The 18,031-nt window shown below is 70.7% G+C and carries 16 protein-coding genes and 1 pseudogene; 11 read left to right on the top strand and 6 right to left on the bottom strand.

Features of this window, described 5'->3' with window-relative positions; genetic code table 11:
• The gene (locus tag EJ357_RS16700) at positions 1-444 is read left to right on the top strand and encodes an SUKH-3 domain-containing protein (protein WP_175647416.1); all 444 of its coding nucleotides are present in this window, start codon (positions 1-3) and stop codon (positions 442-444) included.
• Positions 445-490: 46 nt separating this feature from the next.
• On the opposite strand, the gene EJ357_RS16695 is transcribed toward EJ357_RS16700, so the two are convergent.
• Both EJ357_RS16695 and EJ357_RS16690 read right to left on the bottom strand, forming a co-directional pair.
• On the bottom strand, positions 491-706 hold the full coding sequence (locus EJ357_RS16695) for a DUF397 domain-containing protein (RefSeq protein ID WP_126392388.1): 216 nt from the start codon (positions 704-706) through the stop codon (positions 491-493).
• Entirely contained in the window at positions 699-1,493 is a 795-nt protein-coding gene (locus EJ357_RS16690; RefSeq protein ID WP_126392387.1) for a helix-turn-helix domain-containing protein, read from the bottom strand. Before EJ357_RS16690 ends, EJ357_RS16695 begins: the two co-directional genes overlap by 8 nt.
• 330 nt (positions 1,494-1,823) lie before the next feature.
• Here EJ357_RS16690 and EJ357_RS16685 point away from each other — a divergent pair, with 330 nt between their 5' ends.
• Complete coding sequence (locus tag EJ357_RS16685) at positions 1,824-2,183, top strand: hypothetical protein (RefSeq protein WP_126399560.1); 360 nt, start codon at positions 1,824-1,826, stop codon at positions 2,181-2,183.
• Here the strand turns inward: EJ357_RS16685 and EJ357_RS16680 are convergent.
• Positions 2,184-2,674: pseudogene (locus tag EJ357_RS16680) on the bottom strand (nucleotidyltransferase domain-containing protein). It abuts the gene before it with no gap.
• 183 nt (positions 2,675-2,857) lie between these two features.
• Between EJ357_RS16680 and EJ357_RS16675 the strand changes: the two are divergent.
• The 6 genes from EJ357_RS16675 (at position 2,858) to EJ357_RS16655 (ending at position 10,813) form a co-directional block, all read left to right on the top strand.
• Positions 2,858-3,652: a serine hydrolase gene (locus EJ357_RS16675; protein ID WP_126392386.1), complete on the top strand. Its 795-nt coding sequence runs from the start codon at positions 2,858-2,860 to the stop codon at positions 3,650-3,652.
• 53 nt (positions 3,653-3,705) lie between these two features.
• Complete coding sequence (locus EJ357_RS16670; protein WP_126392385.1) at positions 3,706-4,725, top strand: esterase-like activity of phytase family protein; 1,020 nt, start codon at positions 3,706-3,708, stop codon at positions 4,723-4,725.
• A gap of 88 nt (positions 4,726-4,813) precedes the next feature.
• Positions 4,814-8,548, top strand: coding sequence for an ABC transporter ATP-binding protein (locus tag EJ357_RS16665; protein WP_126392384.1), 3,735 nt, complete (start codon positions 4,814-4,816; stop codon positions 8,546-8,548).
• A 107-nt stretch (positions 8,549-8,655) separates the two neighbouring features.
• Entirely contained in the window at positions 8,656-8,802 is a 147-nt protein-coding gene (locus EJ357_RS48310; protein ID WP_175647415.1) for a hypothetical protein, read from the top strand.
• Between the two features lie 102 nt (positions 8,803-8,904).
• Positions 8,905-9,297 carry a cupredoxin domain-containing protein gene (locus EJ357_RS16660; protein WP_126399558.1) on the top strand — a complete coding sequence of 131 codons (393 nt, stop codon included), beginning with the start codon at positions 8,905-8,907 and terminating at the stop codon, positions 9,295-9,297.
• Between the two features lie 85 nt (positions 9,298-9,382).
• Complete coding sequence (locus EJ357_RS16655; RefSeq protein WP_126392383.1) at positions 9,383-10,813, top strand: S28 family serine protease; 1,431 nt, start codon at positions 9,383-9,385, stop codon at positions 10,811-10,813.
• A gap of 22 nt (positions 10,814-10,835) precedes the next feature.
• On the opposite strand, the gene EJ357_RS16650 is transcribed toward EJ357_RS16655, so the two are convergent.
• Together EJ357_RS16650 and EJ357_RS16645 are read right to left on the bottom strand one after the other, a co-directional pair.
• The gene (locus EJ357_RS16650; RefSeq protein WP_126392382.1) at positions 10,836-11,504 is read right to left on the bottom strand and encodes a hypothetical protein; all 669 of its coding nucleotides are present in this window, start codon (positions 11,502-11,504) and stop codon (positions 10,836-10,838) included.
• A 141-nt stretch (positions 11,505-11,645) separates the two neighbouring features.
• Positions 11,646-13,544, bottom strand: a complete 1,899-nt coding sequence (locus tag EJ357_RS16645) for a glycoside hydrolase family 3 protein (protein WP_126392381.1) — start codon at positions 13,542-13,544, stop codon at positions 11,646-11,648.
• A gap of 609 nt (positions 13,545-14,153) precedes the next feature.
• Between EJ357_RS16645 and aroA the strand changes: the two genes are divergently transcribed.
• Positions 14,154-15,392, top strand: a complete 1,239-nt coding sequence (gene aroA / locus EJ357_RS16640; protein ID WP_126392380.1) for a 3-phosphoshikimate 1-carboxyvinyltransferase — start codon at positions 14,154-14,156, stop codon at positions 15,390-15,392.
• Positions 15,393-15,646: 254 nt separating this feature from the next.
• Positions 15,647-16,228, top strand: coding sequence for an RBBP9/YdeN family alpha/beta hydrolase (locus EJ357_RS16635; RefSeq protein WP_126392379.1), 582 nt, complete (start codon positions 15,647-15,649; stop codon positions 16,226-16,228).
• On the opposite strand, the gene EJ357_RS16630 is transcribed toward EJ357_RS16635, so the two are convergent.
• Positions 16,209-17,447, bottom strand: a complete 1,239-nt coding sequence (locus EJ357_RS16630) for an MFS transporter (protein WP_126392378.1) — start codon at positions 17,445-17,447, stop codon at positions 16,209-16,211. The genes EJ357_RS16635 and EJ357_RS16630 overlap by 20 nt on opposite strands.
• A 155-nt stretch (positions 17,448-17,602) precedes the next feature.
• On the opposite strand from EJ357_RS16630, the gene EJ357_RS16625 reads away from it, so the two are divergent.
• Complete coding sequence (locus tag EJ357_RS16625) at positions 17,603-18,010, top strand: VOC family protein (RefSeq protein ID WP_126392377.1); 408 nt, start codon at positions 17,603-17,605, stop codon at positions 18,008-18,010.
• The last annotated feature ends 21 nt before the right edge of the window (positions 18,011-18,031 follow it).

The raw sequence follows: 18,031 nt of genomic DNA, 5'->3' as shown, positions 1-18,031 counted from the left end.
GTGAAAGCAAATTTCTCGTCGGACGTAGTGGACGTTCTCCGGACATCCGGCTGGGATCCGCAGCGAACTGTAGATCCCACACGATGGACGCTTCCGTTCGAGGAGAGAGGAATCCGGGCGCATCCGGCGGTGCAAGAATTCCTCAGAGAGTTCGGTGGCCTCAGTGTCGACGTCTCGGGGCCCGGTGTTAACTGCGCCCGCGAGCCGTTTGAACTGGACCCACTCCTCTGCCTGGGAGAGGAGGACCGGTTCTCCGAGTGGGGTGAAGAGCTGGGACTCCAACTATTCCCACTCGGGGAGCTGGATCAAGGGCGCTTCTTCCTCGGCATGGACGAGAACGGAGTGGTGTACCTGGTAGCCGACTGGGTAGCGCGATTCGGTCCGTGGCCGCAAGCGATCGATGGCCTGGTGCGGGGAGTGGCACCTGAGGAAATTTCTGGCTGACCTGTTCCACCTGGGCCGGAAGTGGAGCACTTGCAGCGGTTCTTTCTCAGCGTTGGGATTCCTTGACGGCCGTGACGAAGGCCGACCAATTGGCGGCGGAGAACAGCAGCGCCGGACCGTAGGGGGCCTTGGAGTCGCGGACGGGGACGCCGGAGGGGTGGTTGTCGAGGACTTCGAGGCAGCTGCCCGCGTTGTCATCGCTGTGCGACGACTTACGCCAACCGCTCAGCAGGCCTGCGTTCGGTATGGATCGGTCAGTCATGGTGTCCGTACTCCTCAGCGATGGCCCTGAGCAGGGCCAGCGAATCCTTCTGCGACAGCGCGTCGCTCAGCGCGAGGTCGTAACGATGCTGCCACTTCCGGACCACGGACGGGGAGTCGTGCAACCTCGCCGTATGCCCACCCTCACCGTATGCCAGCGGCGGCTGGTCCTCGAACCACATCAGAGTGAGCATGCTGCCCATGAGTGGATGAAAGCCCACGCCAAACGGCATCACGTGCGCGCGAATGCGTCCAGTCTCGGCGAGACGTGCGACGTGCATGATCTGCTCCGCCATGATGTCCCGGCTGCCTACGGGGCGCCGTAGCAGCGCCTCGTCCAGCAGCGCCCACACCACGGGCGTCACCGGATCTTCGAGGATCTTCGCGCGCTCAAGGCGTGTGACAACGCGCCTGTCACACTCCTCCTCACTCACCGGAGGGAACGCCGCGCCCAGGACCGCACGCGCGTACCTTTTCGTCTGGAGGATGCCCGGGAAGTACGCCAGGGCGAACTCGCGGATCATCACCGCCTGTTGTTCGAGTGCACGTACCGCCTCGAAGTAGTCAGCGACTGCCACGTCGTCGTGCGGCAGAAAGGTGCTCAGCACGTCACCAGTGCCCAGAGCCATGTCCAGCCGCCGCGCATCCTCCTTCGACGGCATCCGCCGCCCCGCCTCGATATGCGCGATGTGCGACCGAGTCATGAACGCCCGGTCGGCCAGCTCCTCCTGCGTCAGCCCCGTCGCCTCGCGCTGCTGCCGGAGCCAGTCGCCGTACGTGTTGCTCATCGCCAACTCCCTTGTGACGAATGCTCTGTCACACCCAACCCTCTGGCGAGGCTAGCCCGATCCGTCTCAGTCTGTGAGTTGATCGCTACAGAACGGAGTCGACGATATGTGGCACCCCATCGCCCACCGGTTCTTCGAACCGCTGCTTCACCTCCTGCGCACCCGCCCCCGGCGGTATGCGTGCCGTTGCCTCAACGGGCCGACCGTTCACCACGCCGGCTCCCGGCCCAGGCCCCCGCAGATGGCAAGCCCGCTCGCCGTACCCGGCATCGGCATCGGATCGTGCGGCAGGCCCTCAATGGTCGTGGGGAGCATCAAGTGACCGGCGACATGGGCGGCGTGCCTGACGCACGCCTCCTGCCCTGGACGGGGTCGGAGGGTAAGCCCTGTTACCTCCTCAGTGACGGCACCGGCCATGTCTCCCGCGTCGCCGACACCGTCGAGAGCGTGCAGCTCGGAATGGCGGACGACCTCCTCGATCACGTGGCCGACATGCTCGACGACGACCGCCGGGTGACATACGCACAGCTCCGCTTCCTGCTCGCCAGGATGAGCGAGGCGCTGACCGATGTCCGTCGTATCGCGGAGAGCCGGGGTGCGCGACTACCCGTACCCGTCCGCGAGGAGTCCGAGTACAACGACGCCCCCGCCCTCCCGTGTCGCAGCCCTGACCCTTCCGTCGGCCAGTGATCAGAAATGCGTGGCGATCCCGAACACGCGCCGCAGCTGGGCCATATCGTGCCGATCGCGGTCAGTCGGCTCATAGCCCTGGTGGAAATAGACCTGCTGGTCCGCGGACAGGCACGCACCGTCGTACCGCCGATGGTGCCCGTCACGAAGCACGAGGAGGGGTAGATGAATGGGCGCGACGGCTCGAATGACGTCTGCTCCGCGGAGCCGTCCTCCGTGAAGAGCAGGGGGTGGAGGTCGATCTCCCGTCCGTCCGGGGCCGTGAGTACGAAGCGGACGGGGCGCCGGTCCAGGGTCTCGACGAAACCCGCCGCGTTCAGGGCCGCCAGCACCGCGTCCTCCTGCTCCCGGCGGTGCATCAGGTCCAGGTCGCGGTGGCTGCGGGTCTGCTCGCCGATGAGGGCGTCGATGCCCCAGCCGCCCCCGATCCAGACCTGTGCCCGCGCCTCGTGCAGCAGGGTCAGGACCGTCAGCACGTCGTCAGCGGTCATCGCGCGTACCGGTTTTGACACACGTACAACCTTTCCTTCGGTCTCGTGAGTCATCAGGGCATGACTCACGGGACATCGCAGACATCGCATGAGAAGCCAACGGGCGAGAAGTCGAAGGGCGCGAAGTCAAGGGGCGTTTCGAGGCGTGCCAGAGCGCTCGTCGCCGCGGGTGTCGGTGCCGGCGTGTTCATACCGTCCCTCGCCGCCGCGGCTCCCGCCGTCGCGGCCACCCCCACCGTCAGCTGTACGTCCGCCAAGGCCGGCCTCGCCGACAAGCTGAAGAAGGACATCACCGCGGCGCTCGCCAACCGCAAGGGCACCATCGCGGTCGGGCTCTACGACCGGTCCACGAACACCACCTGCGGTCTGCGCGCCTCCACCGCCTACGACTCCGCCAGCGTCGTCAAGGTCACCGTGCTGGCCACGCTGCTGTGGGACGCGAAGAAGACCAACCGGTACCTCACCGACCGCGAGGTGTCCCTCGCCAAAGCCATGATCACCAAGTCGGACAACGCCGCGACCAGCACGCTCTGGAAGCAGCTCGGGCTGACGAAGATCAAGGGGTTCCTCGCCGCCGCCGGCATGACCCAGACCAAGCCCGGCGCGAACGGCTACTGGGGCCTGACCCAGATCACCGTCACCGACGAGCAGAAGCTCCTCAAGCTCGTCACGGCCAAGAACTCCGTGCTCAGCGACAACTCCCGCGCGTACATCCTGAAGCTGATGGGGCAGGTCATCTCCTCGCAGCGCTGGGGTACGCCGTACGGAGTGCCGTCCGGTGTCTCCGTGGCCGTCAAGAACGGCTGGCTGCAGCGTGCCACCAACGGCTGGCGGGTGCACAGCGTGGGTGCGTTCAAGGGGGGCGGCCATGACTACATGATCACGGTTCTCACTCATGGCAACAGCACCATGAACTACGGCATTGCGACCATTCAGGGCGTCGCCAAGGTCATCCACCGGGACCTGGCGGCAAGCTGACGCTTCACACGGCGGTCTCCCCTCCGTCACCGTGCCGTCCTACGGTGACGCCCATGCGCCTGAGAACCGTACTCGCGACCGCCGCCGCGTCCCTGGCGGCGGCCACCTGTCTGTCCGCCGCGGGGCCCGCCAACGCCGTGCAGAGCAACGCCTGTTCGCCCACCGTCTCCATCGACCGCTTCTCCGACGCGCTCGACAAGACGACGTACGACGGCACCTTCGTCGGCAACTTCTCCGCGCTCGCGGTGGACCGCGACGGTTCGCTCGCGGCCGTCTCCGACCGTTCCGCCCTCTTCGGCCTCGACCGCAGGACGCTCGCGCCGCAGGCCGTCGTCCCGCTCGCCGACGACAGTGGCGCCGCCCTCGACTCCGAGGGGCTCGTCATCGACCGGGACGGCACCCGGCTGATCTCCTCCGAGACCGAGCCCTCCGTACGCCGCTACTCCCGTGACGGCAGGATCCTCGAACGGCTCCCCGTACCGGACGCGCTCAAGGTCGCCCCGGCCGGCCGTGCCGTCTCCAACGGCACCTTCGAGGGGCTGACCCTGCTCCCCGGCGGCCGCACCCTGCTCGCGTCGATGGAGTACGCCCTCAGCGGCGACAGCGCCGGCATCGTCCGCTTCCAGACCTGGCAGCGGTCCGAGGACGGTCGATTCGAGCTGGGCCGACAGTACGCCTACCGCACCGACACCGGCCTCGGCGTCCCCGAGGTCCAGGCGACCCCCGACGGCCGCCTCCTCGTCCTGGAGCGCGGCTTCACCGCCGGCGTCGGCAACACGGTCCGCCTCCACCTGGCCGACCCGCGCCGCGCCACGGACACGAGCGGTATCGAGAATCTGACCGGGCAGGACGACGTACGCCTGATCAAGAAGACCCTCCTCGCGGACATCGCCGCCTGCCCGTCCCTGGGCGCCACGGCCAAGCAGCCCCAGCCGAATCCGCTCCTGGACAACATCGAGGGCATGGCGATCACGGGGTACTCGAAGGGGCGCCTGAAGGTGCTGCTGGTCAGCGACGACAACCAGAACGCCGTACAGACGACTCGGTTCTACTTCCTGCGTGTCCGTATCTGATCGATCGCCGACTGTTACAGCGGGATGAAATCCGCTTCTGTTCGTGTTGGTGCCTTCCGGTAGATCAGGACGAACGGAGGGCACCCGCGTGGCAGCGCAGCAGGGGGAGACGAGGGGCTGGGCACGGCGACTGTGGGGCTATGCCTGGCGTTACCGCAAGGACGTGATCCTCGCCCTCGGCTCCTCCCTCGCCGGTATGGCCGTGATGGCGATCGTCCCGCTGATCACCAAGGTGATCATCGACGACGTGATCGGCGACCACAGCCGGGGCATGGCCCTGTGGGCGGGCCTGCTGGTGGCGGCCGCCCTCGCCGTCTACGTCCTCACCTACATACGCCGCTACTACGGCGGCCGCCTCGCCCTCGACGTCCAGCACGACCTGCGGACCGAGATGTTCGGGACGATCACCCGGCTCGACGGGCGGCGACAGGACGAGCTGTCCACCGGGCAGGTCGTCGGACGCGCCACCAGCGATCTCCAGCTGATCCAGGGCCTGCTCTTCATGCTCCCGATGACCATCGGGAACTTCGCGCTCTTCGTGATCTCCCTGGTCGTCATGGCCTGGCTGTCGGTGCCGCTGACGCTGGTGGCCCTCGCGGTCGCCCCGGGACTGTGGTGGATCGCCAAGCGCAGCCGTACCAAGCTGCACCCCTCCACCTGGTACGCCCAGGCCCAGGCCGCGGCCGTCGCGGGCGTGGTCGACGGGGCCGTCAGCGGCGTACGGGTGGTGAAGGGGTTCGGGCAGGAGGAGCAGGAGACCGGGAAGCTGAGGGACGTCAGCCGGCGGCTGTTCGCCGGGCGGCTGCGGACCATCCGGTTCAATTCCAAGTACACGCCGGCGCTGCAGGCCGTCCCGGCCCTCGGGCAGGTCGCCATGCTGGCGCTCGGCGGCTGGCTGGCCGTGCGCGGGCACATCACCCTCGGTACGTTCGTAGCCTTCTCCACCTACCTCGCCCAGCTGGTCGGACCGGTCCGGATGCTCGCCATGGTGCTCACGGTCGGGCAGCAGGCCCGTGCGGGCACCGAGCGGGTCCTGGAGCTGATCGACACCGAGCCGTCGATCAAGGAGGGCGGCAAGAGCCTGCCCGCCGACGCGCCCGCGACCGTCGAGTTCGACGACGTGGCCTTCGGCTACGACGACGCCACCGGCCCCGTCCTCGACGGGCTCAGCTTCGAGATCCAACCCGGCGAGACCCTCGCCGTCGTCGGCTCCTCCGGCTCCGGCAAGTCCACGGTCTCCCTCCTCCTCCCGCGCTTCTACGACGTCACACGCGGCGCCGTCCTCGTCGGCGGCCACGACGTGCGCGAGCTGACCTTCGACTCGCTGCGGGCCGCGATCGGGCTGGTGCCCGAAGACTCGTTCCTCTTCTCGGACACCGTGCGGAGCAACATCGCGTACGGCCGTCCCGACGCGACCGACGAGCAGATCGAGGCCGCCGCGCGCGCCGCCCAGGCGGACCGTTTCATCGCAGAGCTGCCCGAGGGCTACGACACCAAGGTCGGCGAGCACGGCCTCACCCTCTCCGGCGGCCAGCGCCAGCGCGTCGCGCTCGCCCGCGCGATCCTCACCGACCCCCGCCTCCTCGTCCTGGACGACGCGACCTCGGCGGTGGACGCGCGCGTCGAGCACGAGATCCACGAGGCGCTGAAGCAGGTCATGGAGGGACGTACCACTCTCCTCATCGCCCACCGGCGCTCCACCCTGAACCTCGCCGACCGCATCGCCGTCCTCGACGCCGGCCGGCTCGCCGACATCGGCACCCATGAGGAGCTGCAGGAACGCTCCGCCCTGTACCGCCGCCTCCTCACCGACCCCGACGAACTCGGCGGCGTCTCACCCGGCCACGCCCAGCCGGCCTGCCCGCAGGAGGACACCTCCGTACGCGACGAACTGGACGCCGAGTTCGACGCCGAGCGCGGGGTGACGCCGAGGCTGTGGACCGGCGACCGCGAGCCCAAGGACCTCGCCCTCGTGGAGTCACCGGCCACCCCGGAGCTCCTCGCCCAGGTCGAGGCGTTGCCCCCGGCGGCCGACCGGCCCGACATCGACGAGGCGCGTGCGGTGCGGCCGGAGGAGTCGTACGGCCTGAAGCGGCTGCTCCGCGGCTTCGGGCGCCCCCTGCTGATCAGCCTCGGCCTGGTCGCCGTGGACGCCGGCATGGGCCTGTTGCTGCCGGTCCTGATCCGGCACGGCATCGACTCGGGCGTCACCCAGGCAGCGCTCGGCGCGGTCTGGGCGGCCTCCCTGCTGGCCCTGCTCGCCGTGACGGCCCAGTGGGTGGCGCAGATCGGGGAGACGCGGATGACCGGGCGCACCGGCGAACGCGTCCTCTACTCACTGCGCCTGAAGATCTTCGCCCAGCTCCAGCGGCTCGGACTCGACTACTACGAGCGGGAGTTGACCGGCCGGATCATGACGCGGATGACGACGGACGTCGACGCCCTGTCGACCTTCCTCCAGACGGGCCTGGTCACCGCGTTCGTCTCGGTCGTCACCTTCTTCGGCATCATGGTCGCCCTGCTGGTGATCGACCTCCAGCTCGCGCTTCTCGTCTTCGCGACGCTGCCGCCGCTGATCTTGGCGACGTACTACTTCCGCCGGGCGAGTGTGAAGGCGTACGAACTCGCCCGTGAGCGGGTCTCGCTGGTCAACGCGGACCTGCAGGAGTCGGTGTCCGGGCTGCGGATCGTGCAGGCCTTCCGGCGCGAGCGGGACGGCGGCGCGCGGTTCGCGGAGCGCAGCGACAGCTACCGCAAGGCCCGCATCCGGGGGCAGTGGCTGATCTCCGTCTACTTCCCCTTCGTGCAGTTCCTCTCCTCGGTGGCCGTGGTCGCGGTGCTGATCGTCGGCGGGGGCCGGATCGACGACGCGACGCTGACGGCGGGCGCGCTGGTGGCGTACCTGCTCTACATCGACCTGTTCTTCGCCCCGGTCCAGCAGCTCTCCCAGGTCTTCGACGGCTACCAGCAGGCCACGGTCTCGCTCGGCCGCATCCAGGAGCTGCTCCAGGAGCCGACGTCGACGAAGGCGGCCTCCGAGCCGCTGGAGGTGCTGTCGCTGCGGGGCGAGATCGCCTTCGAGGACGTGCACTTCGCGTACGGCTCCACCGACGGAACTGAGGAGGCGCTGGGCGGGATCGACCTGCGCATCCCCGCCGGGCAGACGGTCGCGTTCGTCGGCGAGACCGGTGCGGGCAAGTCGACCCTCGTCAAGCTGGTGGCGCGGTTCTACGACCCGACCGGCGGCCGGGTCACCGTCGACGGCACGGATCTGCGCTCGCTGGACATCACGTCGTACCGCCACCGGCTCGGCGTGGTCCCGCAGGAGGCGTACCTCTTCCAGGGCACTGTCCGCGACGCCATCGCCTACGGCCGGCCGGAGGCGACCGACGCCGAGGTCGAGGCGGCGGCCCGCGCGGTGGGCGCCCACGAGATGATCGCCACCCTCGACGGCGGCTACCTCCACGAGGTCGCCGAGCGCGGCCGCAACCTCTCCGCCGGGCAACGCCAGCTCATCGCCCTGGCCCGCGCCGAGCTGGTCGACCCCGACGTCCTGCTCCTCGACGAGGCGACGGCCGCCCTGGACCTGGCCACGGAGGCCCAGGTCAACCAGGCGACAGACCGCCTCGCCGGCCGCCGTACGACCCTCGTGGTGGCCCACCGCCTGACCACGGCCGCCCGCGCGGACCGGGTCGTGGTGATGGACCACGGGCGGGTCGCGGAGGACGGCACGCACGAGGAGCTGGTGGCGCGGGGCGGGCGGTACGCGGAGTTGTGGCGGACGTTCGTGGGGGAGGCCGAGGCCGAGGCCGCCGCGGCGTAGTGCCGGGTCAGGTGAGTGCCGGACGGAGTCCGGCCAGTCGCCCGCTGTGTCGATGTGCCGCTACCGCGGCGCGGCTGGGAGGCCCGTCAGGGCCGGGCGGCGCGAGGGTGACCGAGGGAGGTTGTGCCCACGGGCGGGTCGCGGAGGACGGCACGCACGAGGAGCTGGTGGCGCGGGGCGGGCGGTATGCGCAGTTGTGGCGGACCTTCCTCGGGCAGAGCGAGCCGGAGGAGCCGGTGGGGGCGGCCCGATAGGTCCCGCGCGGGTGTGACCGTGACGGTCGTGCAACCACCCGGCATACGTCGTGCGTCCGTACATCAGTACGCTCAATGCCGGTGTACGGGGAGGACGACACAGTGGACAGTGGTGCGATACGCCGACGACTGGCGGTCGGTCTGGCGTTGTTGACCGCCTCCGGACTGCTCGCGGTCGCGGCGCCGACTCAGGCGCACGCCGCCGCCCCGACGAAATGCGAGGGGCGCAAGGTCAGGACGTACCCGTTCTCCACCGGCACGCTGTACGTCTACAAGAAGGGCGGCTACGTCTGCGCCATCACCAAGCCCAAGGACCCGGGCCGCAAGCAGTGGATGATGGTCAGCGTGCAGGCGCGTCGCGCCAACCCCGTCGTCGACGAGTGGCACTACCGCTACCAGGCCGGGCCGGTGACGGTGCATGCCGGGCAGCGCTGCGTATGGGTGAAGGGCAAGGTCGGGCGGGGGTCCGTGAGCAAGGGCTGGATCCTCTGCTGACCTGCTAATTCTTCATCTCCCCTGGTGCGTAAGGGAGTTGCTCCGATAGCTTCCGCACGCACATCTGTCTCACAGGGGAGGGTGCATGCGCAAGGCGCTCAGATGGCTGCTCGCGTTCACCGTGCTCATAGGCACGCTGAGCACGGCGGGCGCGGCAACCGCCGCCGAGCCGGAGGCCACCGGCACGACCGACATCAAGGAACGACTGCTCTCCATACCGGGGATGAGCCTGATCGAGGAGAAGCCCTACACCGGCTACCGCTTCTTCGTCCTCAACTACACCCAGCCGGTCGACCACCGGAACCCGTCCAAGGGCACGTTCCAGCAGCGGATCACCGTGCTGCACAAGGACGTCAGCCGGCCGACGGTCTTCTACACCAGCGGCTACAACGTCTCCACGACGCCGAGCCGCCGCGAGCCGGCCCAGATCGTGGACGGCAACCAGATCTCCATGGAGTATCGCTTCTTCACCCCGTCCCGGCCCGCCCCGGCCGACTGGACCAAGCTGGACATCTGGCAGGCGGCCAGCGACCAGCACCGCATCTTCAAGGCGCTGAAGAAGATCTACGACAGGAACTGGATCTCCACGGGCGGCTCCAAGGGCGGCATGACCGCCACGTACTACGAGCGCTTCTACCCGAAGGACATGGACGGCGTCGTCGCCTACGTCGCTCCCAACGACGTGGTGAACGACGAGGACTCGGCCTACGACCGCTTCTTCGCGGGCGTCGGCACCAAGGAGTGCCGCGACCGGCTGAACGCCGTGCAGCGGGAGGCGCTGGTGCGCCGGGAGCCGCTGGAGAAGAAGTACGCCGCCTACGCCGCCGAGAACAACTACACCTTCGGCACGATCGGCAGCCTGGACAAGGCGTACGAGGCGGTCGTCCTGGACTACGTCTGGGGCTTCTGGCAGTACAACCAGCTGGAGAACTGCGGTGACGACACGCTGATCCCGCCGGACGCGAAGAACGCGACGGACGACCAGATCTGGGCGTCCATCGACACGGTCGGCGGTTTCGCCTCCTACACGGACCAGGGCCTGGAGCCGTACACGCCGTACTACTACCAGGCGGCGACCCAGCTCGGCGCGCCGACGATCGGCTTCCCGCACATCGAGAAGCAGTACATCCGCTACGGCTACCAGCCCCCGCGGAACTTCGTCCCGAGCGACATCCCGACCCGGTTCCAGCCGTGGGCCATGCGCGACGTGGACACCTGGGTGAAGCACAACGCCCGCCACATGCTCTTCGTCTACGGACAGAACGACCCCTGGGGCGCCGAACCGTTCCGCCTCGGCAAGGGCGCGCAGGACTCGTACGTCCTGACCGCCCCCGGCGCCAACCACGGCGCACGCGTGGCGGGTCTGGTCGCGGACGAGAAGGCCCTGGCGACGGCCCGCATCCTGGAGTGGGCGGGCGTCCCGTCCGCCGCCGTGGAGCGGGCGAAGCCGCTGGCGAAGTACGACGCGAAGCTGGACGTTCGCGACGTGGAGCGGGAGCCCGCCCTGCGTCCGTAGGACCCGGAACGGGCCGCGCGCCTCACACCGGCCGCGCGCAGCCCACCGGCTTCTCGCCGCCCAGTTGGACGTACAGGGCCGTCGACAAGGGGCACTTCGCCCGCTTGTCGACGGCCTTCGTCACCTTGTACTGCGGCTTGCGCTCGTCCTTGCCGTCGCAGGCGGTCTCGCGGACCTGGCCGTCGCCGGAGTTGTAGACGCAGTCGCCGACGATGGTGCGGGGGCCGCCTCCGCCGCCGGGGTCGCCGGGGTGGGGTGGGGCGAGGTTGCGCATGCAGGCGTAGCCCTGGGGGATCGCACCGTCGCCGTCCTCGTCGGAGGTCCGGCTCTGTTCGCTGATGTGCAGGACGAAGTCCGTGGTCCCGGGGCACAGGGGCCCGTCGCCCACCGTGCCGTCGTGCCGCGCGACGACCCGTGCCGCCGCCCGCTCACTGGTGCAGGGCACCTCGGTGAAGCTGGTCGTGCCGAAGGAACTGCACTCGTCGACGCCGAGGAACACCGCGCCGTATCCGGCGGGCCGGGTAGGTGTCACCTGCCGCCCGCTCGCGGTCGCACTCGCGCCGGCGCTCCCGCTCTCCCCGAGCCGCCCGTCCTCCTCGGCCGCCCCCGACGGACTCTGGCACCCCGTCAACAGCGCGGCGAGCAGCACCAGCAACGCACACGCCACCCCCACCACACTTCTCCCGCGCATCGCACTCCCCCCGGATACCCCTGTCCAGCGTGACCCGCTACGGCGGGCGCACGCCAGACGTGTGGGGTCCTTTGCGTCGGTTGGGGGTGAGTGCGCCCGTTGTGCGGCGTACGGGCTCTACGTCCAAAGTGCTACGGCACGCTACCTGTTGCCGTACGACAGCCCGTGCCCGACCGGATACAGCACCCGCGTCGGATCGTCCGCCCGCTGTACCGGCACCGGCAGGGTCCCGCGCGGGGACACCCGTCCGGCGATCACCCGTGCGGCGGCGCGCAGTTCGACGTCGGTCCAGGAGTAGGCGGCCAGGTAGGCGCGGACATCGGGCAGGTGGGCCACGTCGTACGGGTTGCGGATCGCGACCGCCACGACCGGCTTCCCCGTCGCGAGGAGCTGCTGGACCAGCGCCTTCTGCGTACTGCGCGCCGTGACGTTGTACGTCCCCACCACCACCGCGTCCGCTTCCGCCGCCGCTGCGACGGCCCGGGCGATCGTGGTGGCCGAGGGTGCCGTACCGGTCGACAGGGCGCTCGCCGTGAAGCCCAGCTCGGTCAGGGCCGTGGCGAGCACGCCGGTCGGCGGGCCCGTCGTGCCGGACGGGGAGGCCGGGTCGGCGCCGACGACCAGGAGCTTGGGGTGGGTGCGGCGGGACAGCGGGAGCAGCGGCCCGTCGTTGACCAGCAGGGTCGTCGTGCGCTCGGCGATGCGGTCGGCCGCCCTGAGGTGGGAGGGGGTGCCGACGTTGCGGTCGACGCCGCCCTGGCTGACGTACGGCTCGTCGAACAGTCGCAGCTTCGCCTTCAGGCGCAGGATGCGCAGGATCGACTCGTCGAGCCGCGCCTCGGTCAACTCGCCGTTCTGGACGGCCTTGAGGACAGCGTTCCACGCGATGTCGAGGGAGGGCGGGTTGAGGAGCTGGTCCACGCCCGCCTTGAGCGCGAGGACGGGGACGCGGTCGTCGCCGTACTTCGTCCGTACGCCCTCCATGCCGAGTGAGTCGGTCACCACCACGCCGTCGTAGCCCAGCTCCTCACGCAGGATGCCGGTGAGGATCGGGCGGGAGAGGGTGGCGGGGTCGCCGGAGTCGTCGAGGGCCGGGACCATGATGTGCGCGGTCATGATCGAGTCGATGCCGGCGCGGACGGCGGCCCGGAAGGGCGGGGCGTCCAGGGTCTCCCACTGCTCGCGGGTGTGCGTGATGACCGGGAAGCCGTAGTGGCTGTCGACGGCGGTGTCGCCGTGGCCGGGGAAGTGCTTGGCGGTGGCCGCGACCTGCCGGTCGCCGCGCGACCGCTGGTACCCGGACACCTCGGCGGCGACCATCCCGGCCACGGCGTCCGGATCGGCGCCGAAGGAGCGCACGCCGATGACCGGGTTGGCCGGGTTGACGTTCACGTCGGCCACCGGGGAGTAGTTCTGCCGGATGCCGAGCGCCTTGAGTTCCTGTCCGGCGATACGGCCGAGGGTGCGGGCGTCGGCGCGCGAGCCGCCGGCTCCGATGGCCATGGCGCCCGGGAAGAGGGTGGCGGGCTCGCCCACGCGGCAGACGATGCCGTGCTCCTGGTCGGTGGAGACGAGGACGGGCAGGCCGCGGGGCAGGCTGAGAGACGCCCGCTGGATGCCGTTCGACAGGTCGGCGATCTGGTGCGGGTCACGGGTGTTGTGCGCCCAGGTGAAGTAGATGATGCCGCCCACCCGGTACTCGGCGACCAGCTCGGCGGCCGTCCGGACGCCGATCTCCTTGAGGTTGGCGTCGATGTCGGCCTGGTCGGGGGCGGTCGCGGAGTGGCCGTAGACCCGCATGACGAAGAGCTGGCCGACCTTCTCCGGCAGGGTCATCCGGGCGATGAGGGCGCGGAGTTTCCGGTCGTCGGGGGCGGCCGCGTGGGCCTGGCCGCCGAGGGCCAGGGCGGTGGTGACGCCCGCGGTCGCCGCGAGGACCGTACGTCTTGAGGGGGCTGCGGTGTTTCCCGTACTGCCTGCACTGCCTGTGCTGCCTGCACTGCCTGTGCCTTCTCTGCTTCCCGTGCTGGTGTCGGGCACGTGCGCTCCTTCCGGAGGTGGTGCACTGAAGGAAACTTCCGAGAAGTCACCAATAACCGGGAAGTTTCTGCCAGTCAAGGGAACGAACCGTAACCAACAAGGGGCCGCCATCGGCGCAGTTGGAGGGGGGCGCGCCGATGACGGCGTGCTGCCGGCCGCGGCACGGCGGAGAGGGTGGTCAGCGATCGCAGCCAGCAGCGAGGGCCGACACCGCGCCACGGTGACTCTCCGGCAGCTTGCGCATTGGACGAGCGGGGGTGGGGCTGGGTTCCACGGGATGGCTGGAATCCGGGAAGTTGGTGAGGCGGGGGTCAGGGGGGCGGGTGGGATGTGGGTGGGGGTGGAGTGGGTGGCGGGCGGTGGTGCGGGGCGGAGGTGGGAAGAGTGTCGAGAGGGCGTGGTGCGGGGGCGGGCGGACGGGGGCGCCGAACCGGCGGCGGGTAGGGCGTCGGGCGGGGCGCTGGCGGCGCGCAGGGCGTCGGCCGGGCGGCGGGCGGAGTGTCGCGCGGGCATCGGACAGGCGTCGAACCGGCAGTGGCGGTCGGGCGGGGTGGGTCCATCCCGTGGACGTACCGGCGTCGGGGCCGCTGCGCGGGCGATCATGTCGGCATGCCCGTTGTCGAGATCCCCGGTTCGAAATCCATCACCGCCCGCGCCCTCTTCCTGGCGGCGGCGGCCGACGGGGTCACCACCCTCGTACGGCCGCTGCGCTCCGACGACACGGAGGGCTTCGCCGAGGGGCTGGCCCGGCTCGGGTACCGGGTCGGCAGGACCCCGGACGCCTGGCAGGTCGACGGCCGCCCGCAGGGGCCCGCGGTCGCGGAGGCGGACGTCTACTGCCGCGACGGCGCGACCACGGCCCGCTTCCTGCCGACGCTCGCCGCGGCCGGCCACGGCACCTACCGCTTCGACGCCTCGCCCCAGATGCGCCGCCGCCCCCTGCTCCCGCTGACCCGCGCCCTGCGCGACCTCGGCGTGGACCTGCGGCACGAGGAGCGGGAGGGCCACCATCCGCTGACGGTCGCGGCGGCCGGCGTCGAGGGCGGGGAGGTGACGCTGGACGCCGGTCAGTCGTCGCAGTACCTCACGGCGCTGCTGCTGCTCGGGCCGTTGACCCGCACGGGCCTGCGGATCACGGTGACCGACCTGGTCTCGGTGCCGTACGTCGAGATCACGATCGCGATGATGCGGGCCTTCGGGGTCGAGGTGCGGCGCGAGGGCGACGTCTTCGTCGTCCCGCCCGGCGGCTACCGCGCCACGACGTACGCGGTGGAGCCCGACGCGTCGACCGCGAGCTACTTCTTCGCGGCGGCCGCCGTCACGGGCGGCGAGGTGACGGTCCCGGGGCTGGGCGAGGGCGCGCTCCAGGGCGACCTGGGCTTCGTCGACGTACTGCGCCGGATGGGCGCCGAGGTGTCGGTGGGCGCGGAGTCGACGACGGTCCGGGGGACCGGTGAACTGCGGGGCGTCACCGTCAACATGCGGGACGTCTCCGACACCATGCCGACCCTCGCGGCCCTCGCGCCATTCGCCTCCGGGCCGGTGCGGATCGAGGACGTGGCGAACACGCGGGTGAAGGAGTGCGACCGGCTGGAGGCGTGCGCGGAGAATCTGCGGCGGCTGGGGGTGGAGGTGACCACCGGCCCGGACTGGATCGAGATCCAGCCGGGTCCCGCGGGTGGTCCCGTCGGCGCGGAGATCAAGTCGTACGGTGACCACCGCATCGTCATGTCCTTCGCGGTGACCGGGCTGCGGGTGCCGGGTATCTCGTTCGACGACCCCGGGTGCGTACGGAAGACCTTTCCGGGTTTCCACGAGGAGTTCGGGGCGTTGCGGGCGCGGTTGTGACGAGGGCCGGCGGGGAGGGGAAGAGGGCCCAGGGAGCTACGCGTTCACTCGCGTGCCAGGGGCTCGTGAGGTCGGCGACTGCATCGACGCCGTAACCCACGCCGTAACCCGCCCGCGCGGCGCCGGGCCGGCCGGCGCCGTACGCGCAGGTCTCCGTCGCCTCGGGCCGCGCGGTCGGCGCCACCTACCCCACCCCGCGCCCAGTGAACGCCGACATTGGCCCGCCACGGCCGGGATCGGCGACCATCGACGCCATGACCGCCTATCTCATCCTCCACGGCTGGCAGAACCACCGCCCCAAGGACCACTGGCAGCACTGGCTCGCCGACCGTCTCGCCGGCATCGGCCACCAGGTCGTCTACCCGCAGCTCCCCGACCCCGACGACCCCGAACCGGAGGTCTGGCTGGAGGAGTTGGGACGGCACCTCGGCGAGCTCGACGCGGGGGCGGAACGGGTCGTGGTCGCGCACAGCCTGTCCGCCGTGCTGTGGCTGCACGCCGTCGCACGCGGGATGCCCGGGCTCGACGCCGTGGACCGGGTACTGCTCGTGGCCCCGCCGTCCGGCGCCGTACTCGCCCGGCACCCGGAGGTCGCCCGATTCGCCCCGCCGCCCCTGGAGTTCACCCTTCCCGGCCCCACCCGCCTGGTCGCGGGTGACGACGACCCGTACTGCGAGGAGGGTGCCGACACCGTCTACGGCGCCCCGCTCGCGCTCCCGACCGACATCCTCCCGGGCGCCGCCCATCTCGACCTGGATGCCGGGTACGGGCCGTGGCCGGCCGTGCTGGGCTGGTGCCTCGACCCCACCACGCCGCTCATGGCCCGTCCGGAGTGACCTTCCCGTCCCGCAGTTCCGGCGTGGCGGTACCCACGTAGGCCACCGCCAGTACGCACAGCAGCCCGCCCGTGACCAGGGCGGTCGCGCCGGAGGACCAGCCGGCGACCAGGCCGCCGCGCAGGTTGCCGAGGTGCGGGCCGCCCTGGCCGACGATCTGCTCGGCGGCCGTCACCCGGCCCAGCAGGACGTCGGGGGTAAGGGTCTGGACGATCGTGGTGCGCGAGACGACCGCCAGGGCATCGGCGGCCCCCGCCACCGCCAGCAGCCCGAGCCCGGCCCACGGGTCGGTCGTCAGGCCGAACAGGGCCAGCGCCACGCCCCACGTGCTCGATCCGCACAGCATCACCAGGCCGGGGCGGCCCAGCCGGGTGACCGAACCCGACAGGGCCGTCGCCGTGACGCCGCCCACCGCGAGGGCGGAGACGAACAGGCCGAGGGTGCGCGGGTTGCCGCCGAAGCGTTCCGCGTTGACCAGGGGGAAGAGGCTGGCCGGCATGGCGAGGACCGTGGCGGCGAGGTCGGTGATGAGCGCGCCGCGCACCACGCGGTGGCCGGCCAGGAAGCGCAGGCCGTCCAGGACGCCGTGCAGCCCGGCCCGCGACGGCTCGCCCTCGGGCGGCAGCGCGGGCAGGCCGAAGGCACCGTAGAAGGCGAGGCCGAAGCTGAGGGCGTCCAGCAGATAGCAGACGCCGATACCGAACCAGCCGAGGAACAACCCGCCCAGTGCCGGGCCGAGCAGCATCATCGCCTGGCCGGTGACCTGGTTGAGGGCCAGCCCCGCCGCCACCTGCTCCTTCGGCAGCAGCCGCGGCACGAACACGCCCGCCGCGGGCCCGCCGACCGCACCGAAGCAGGCCCCGGCCGCCACCAGCGCGAGGATCCCGGCCACCGGCACGCCACCGGTGAAGCCCTGCACCGCGAGCAGCAGCGCGCAGACCGCCTGCCCCACGGTGGCCACCAGAAAGATCCGCCGCCGGTCCCCCCGGTCCACCCAAGCCCCGGCGAACAGCCCCACCCCCACCATGGGCACCACCTGCGCGACCCCGACCGCACCACTCCAGACCGCGCTGTGCGTCATCTCCCAGACCTGGTACATGACGGTCACCATGGTCATGAAGCCACCCAGCACGGACACCGTCCGCCCGATCAGCAGCCGCCGGAAAACGGGGGAGGCGCGCAGCGGCCGTACGTCGATGAACGTACGGGCGAGGCTCATGAGGGCATGGCGGGGCGGGGGATGGGTTCGGGCACGAGGGGGGACGTTATACGGCGGACCGGGCGTCGGCCAACGAATTACGGTCCGCAGATCCGAGCGCAGATCCGAGCGCAGTTCCAGCACAGATCCGAGCACAGATCCGAGGAGGGAGATCCGTGTCCACCGAAGCCCCGGCGGGAACCCTGCACCATCTCGAGATCTGGGTGCCGGACCTCGAACGGGCCGTCGCACAGTGGCGGTGGCTCCTGCACGAGCTGGGCTACACGCTCTTCCAGAGCTGGGAGAACGGGCACAGTTGGCGCCTCGGCCCCACCTACCTGGTCTTCGAGCAGTCACCGGCACTCACCGCCGCCCGCCACGACCGGTGCGCGCCCGGCCTGAACCACCTCGCCTTCCACGTCCGGGACCGGCAGACCGTCGACACCCTGGCGGAACGGGCGGCGGGCCACGGCTGGACGCTGATGTTTCCCGAGCGGCATCCGCACGCGGGCGGGAAGCGGCACTACGCGGCCTACCTGGAGAACAGCGACGGGTTCGAGGTGGAACTCGTGGCCGCCCTCTGACGGCACAGTGGGCACGGCCCC

The organism is Streptomyces cyaneochromogenes, from assembly GCF_003963535.1.
Lineage (GTDB): Bacteria > Actinomycetota > Actinomycetes > Streptomycetales > Streptomycetaceae > Streptomyces > Streptomyces shaanxiensis.
The sequence above is the reverse complement of the archived record's forward strand: the minus strand, read 5'-3'. Positions and strand labels throughout refer to the sequence as shown.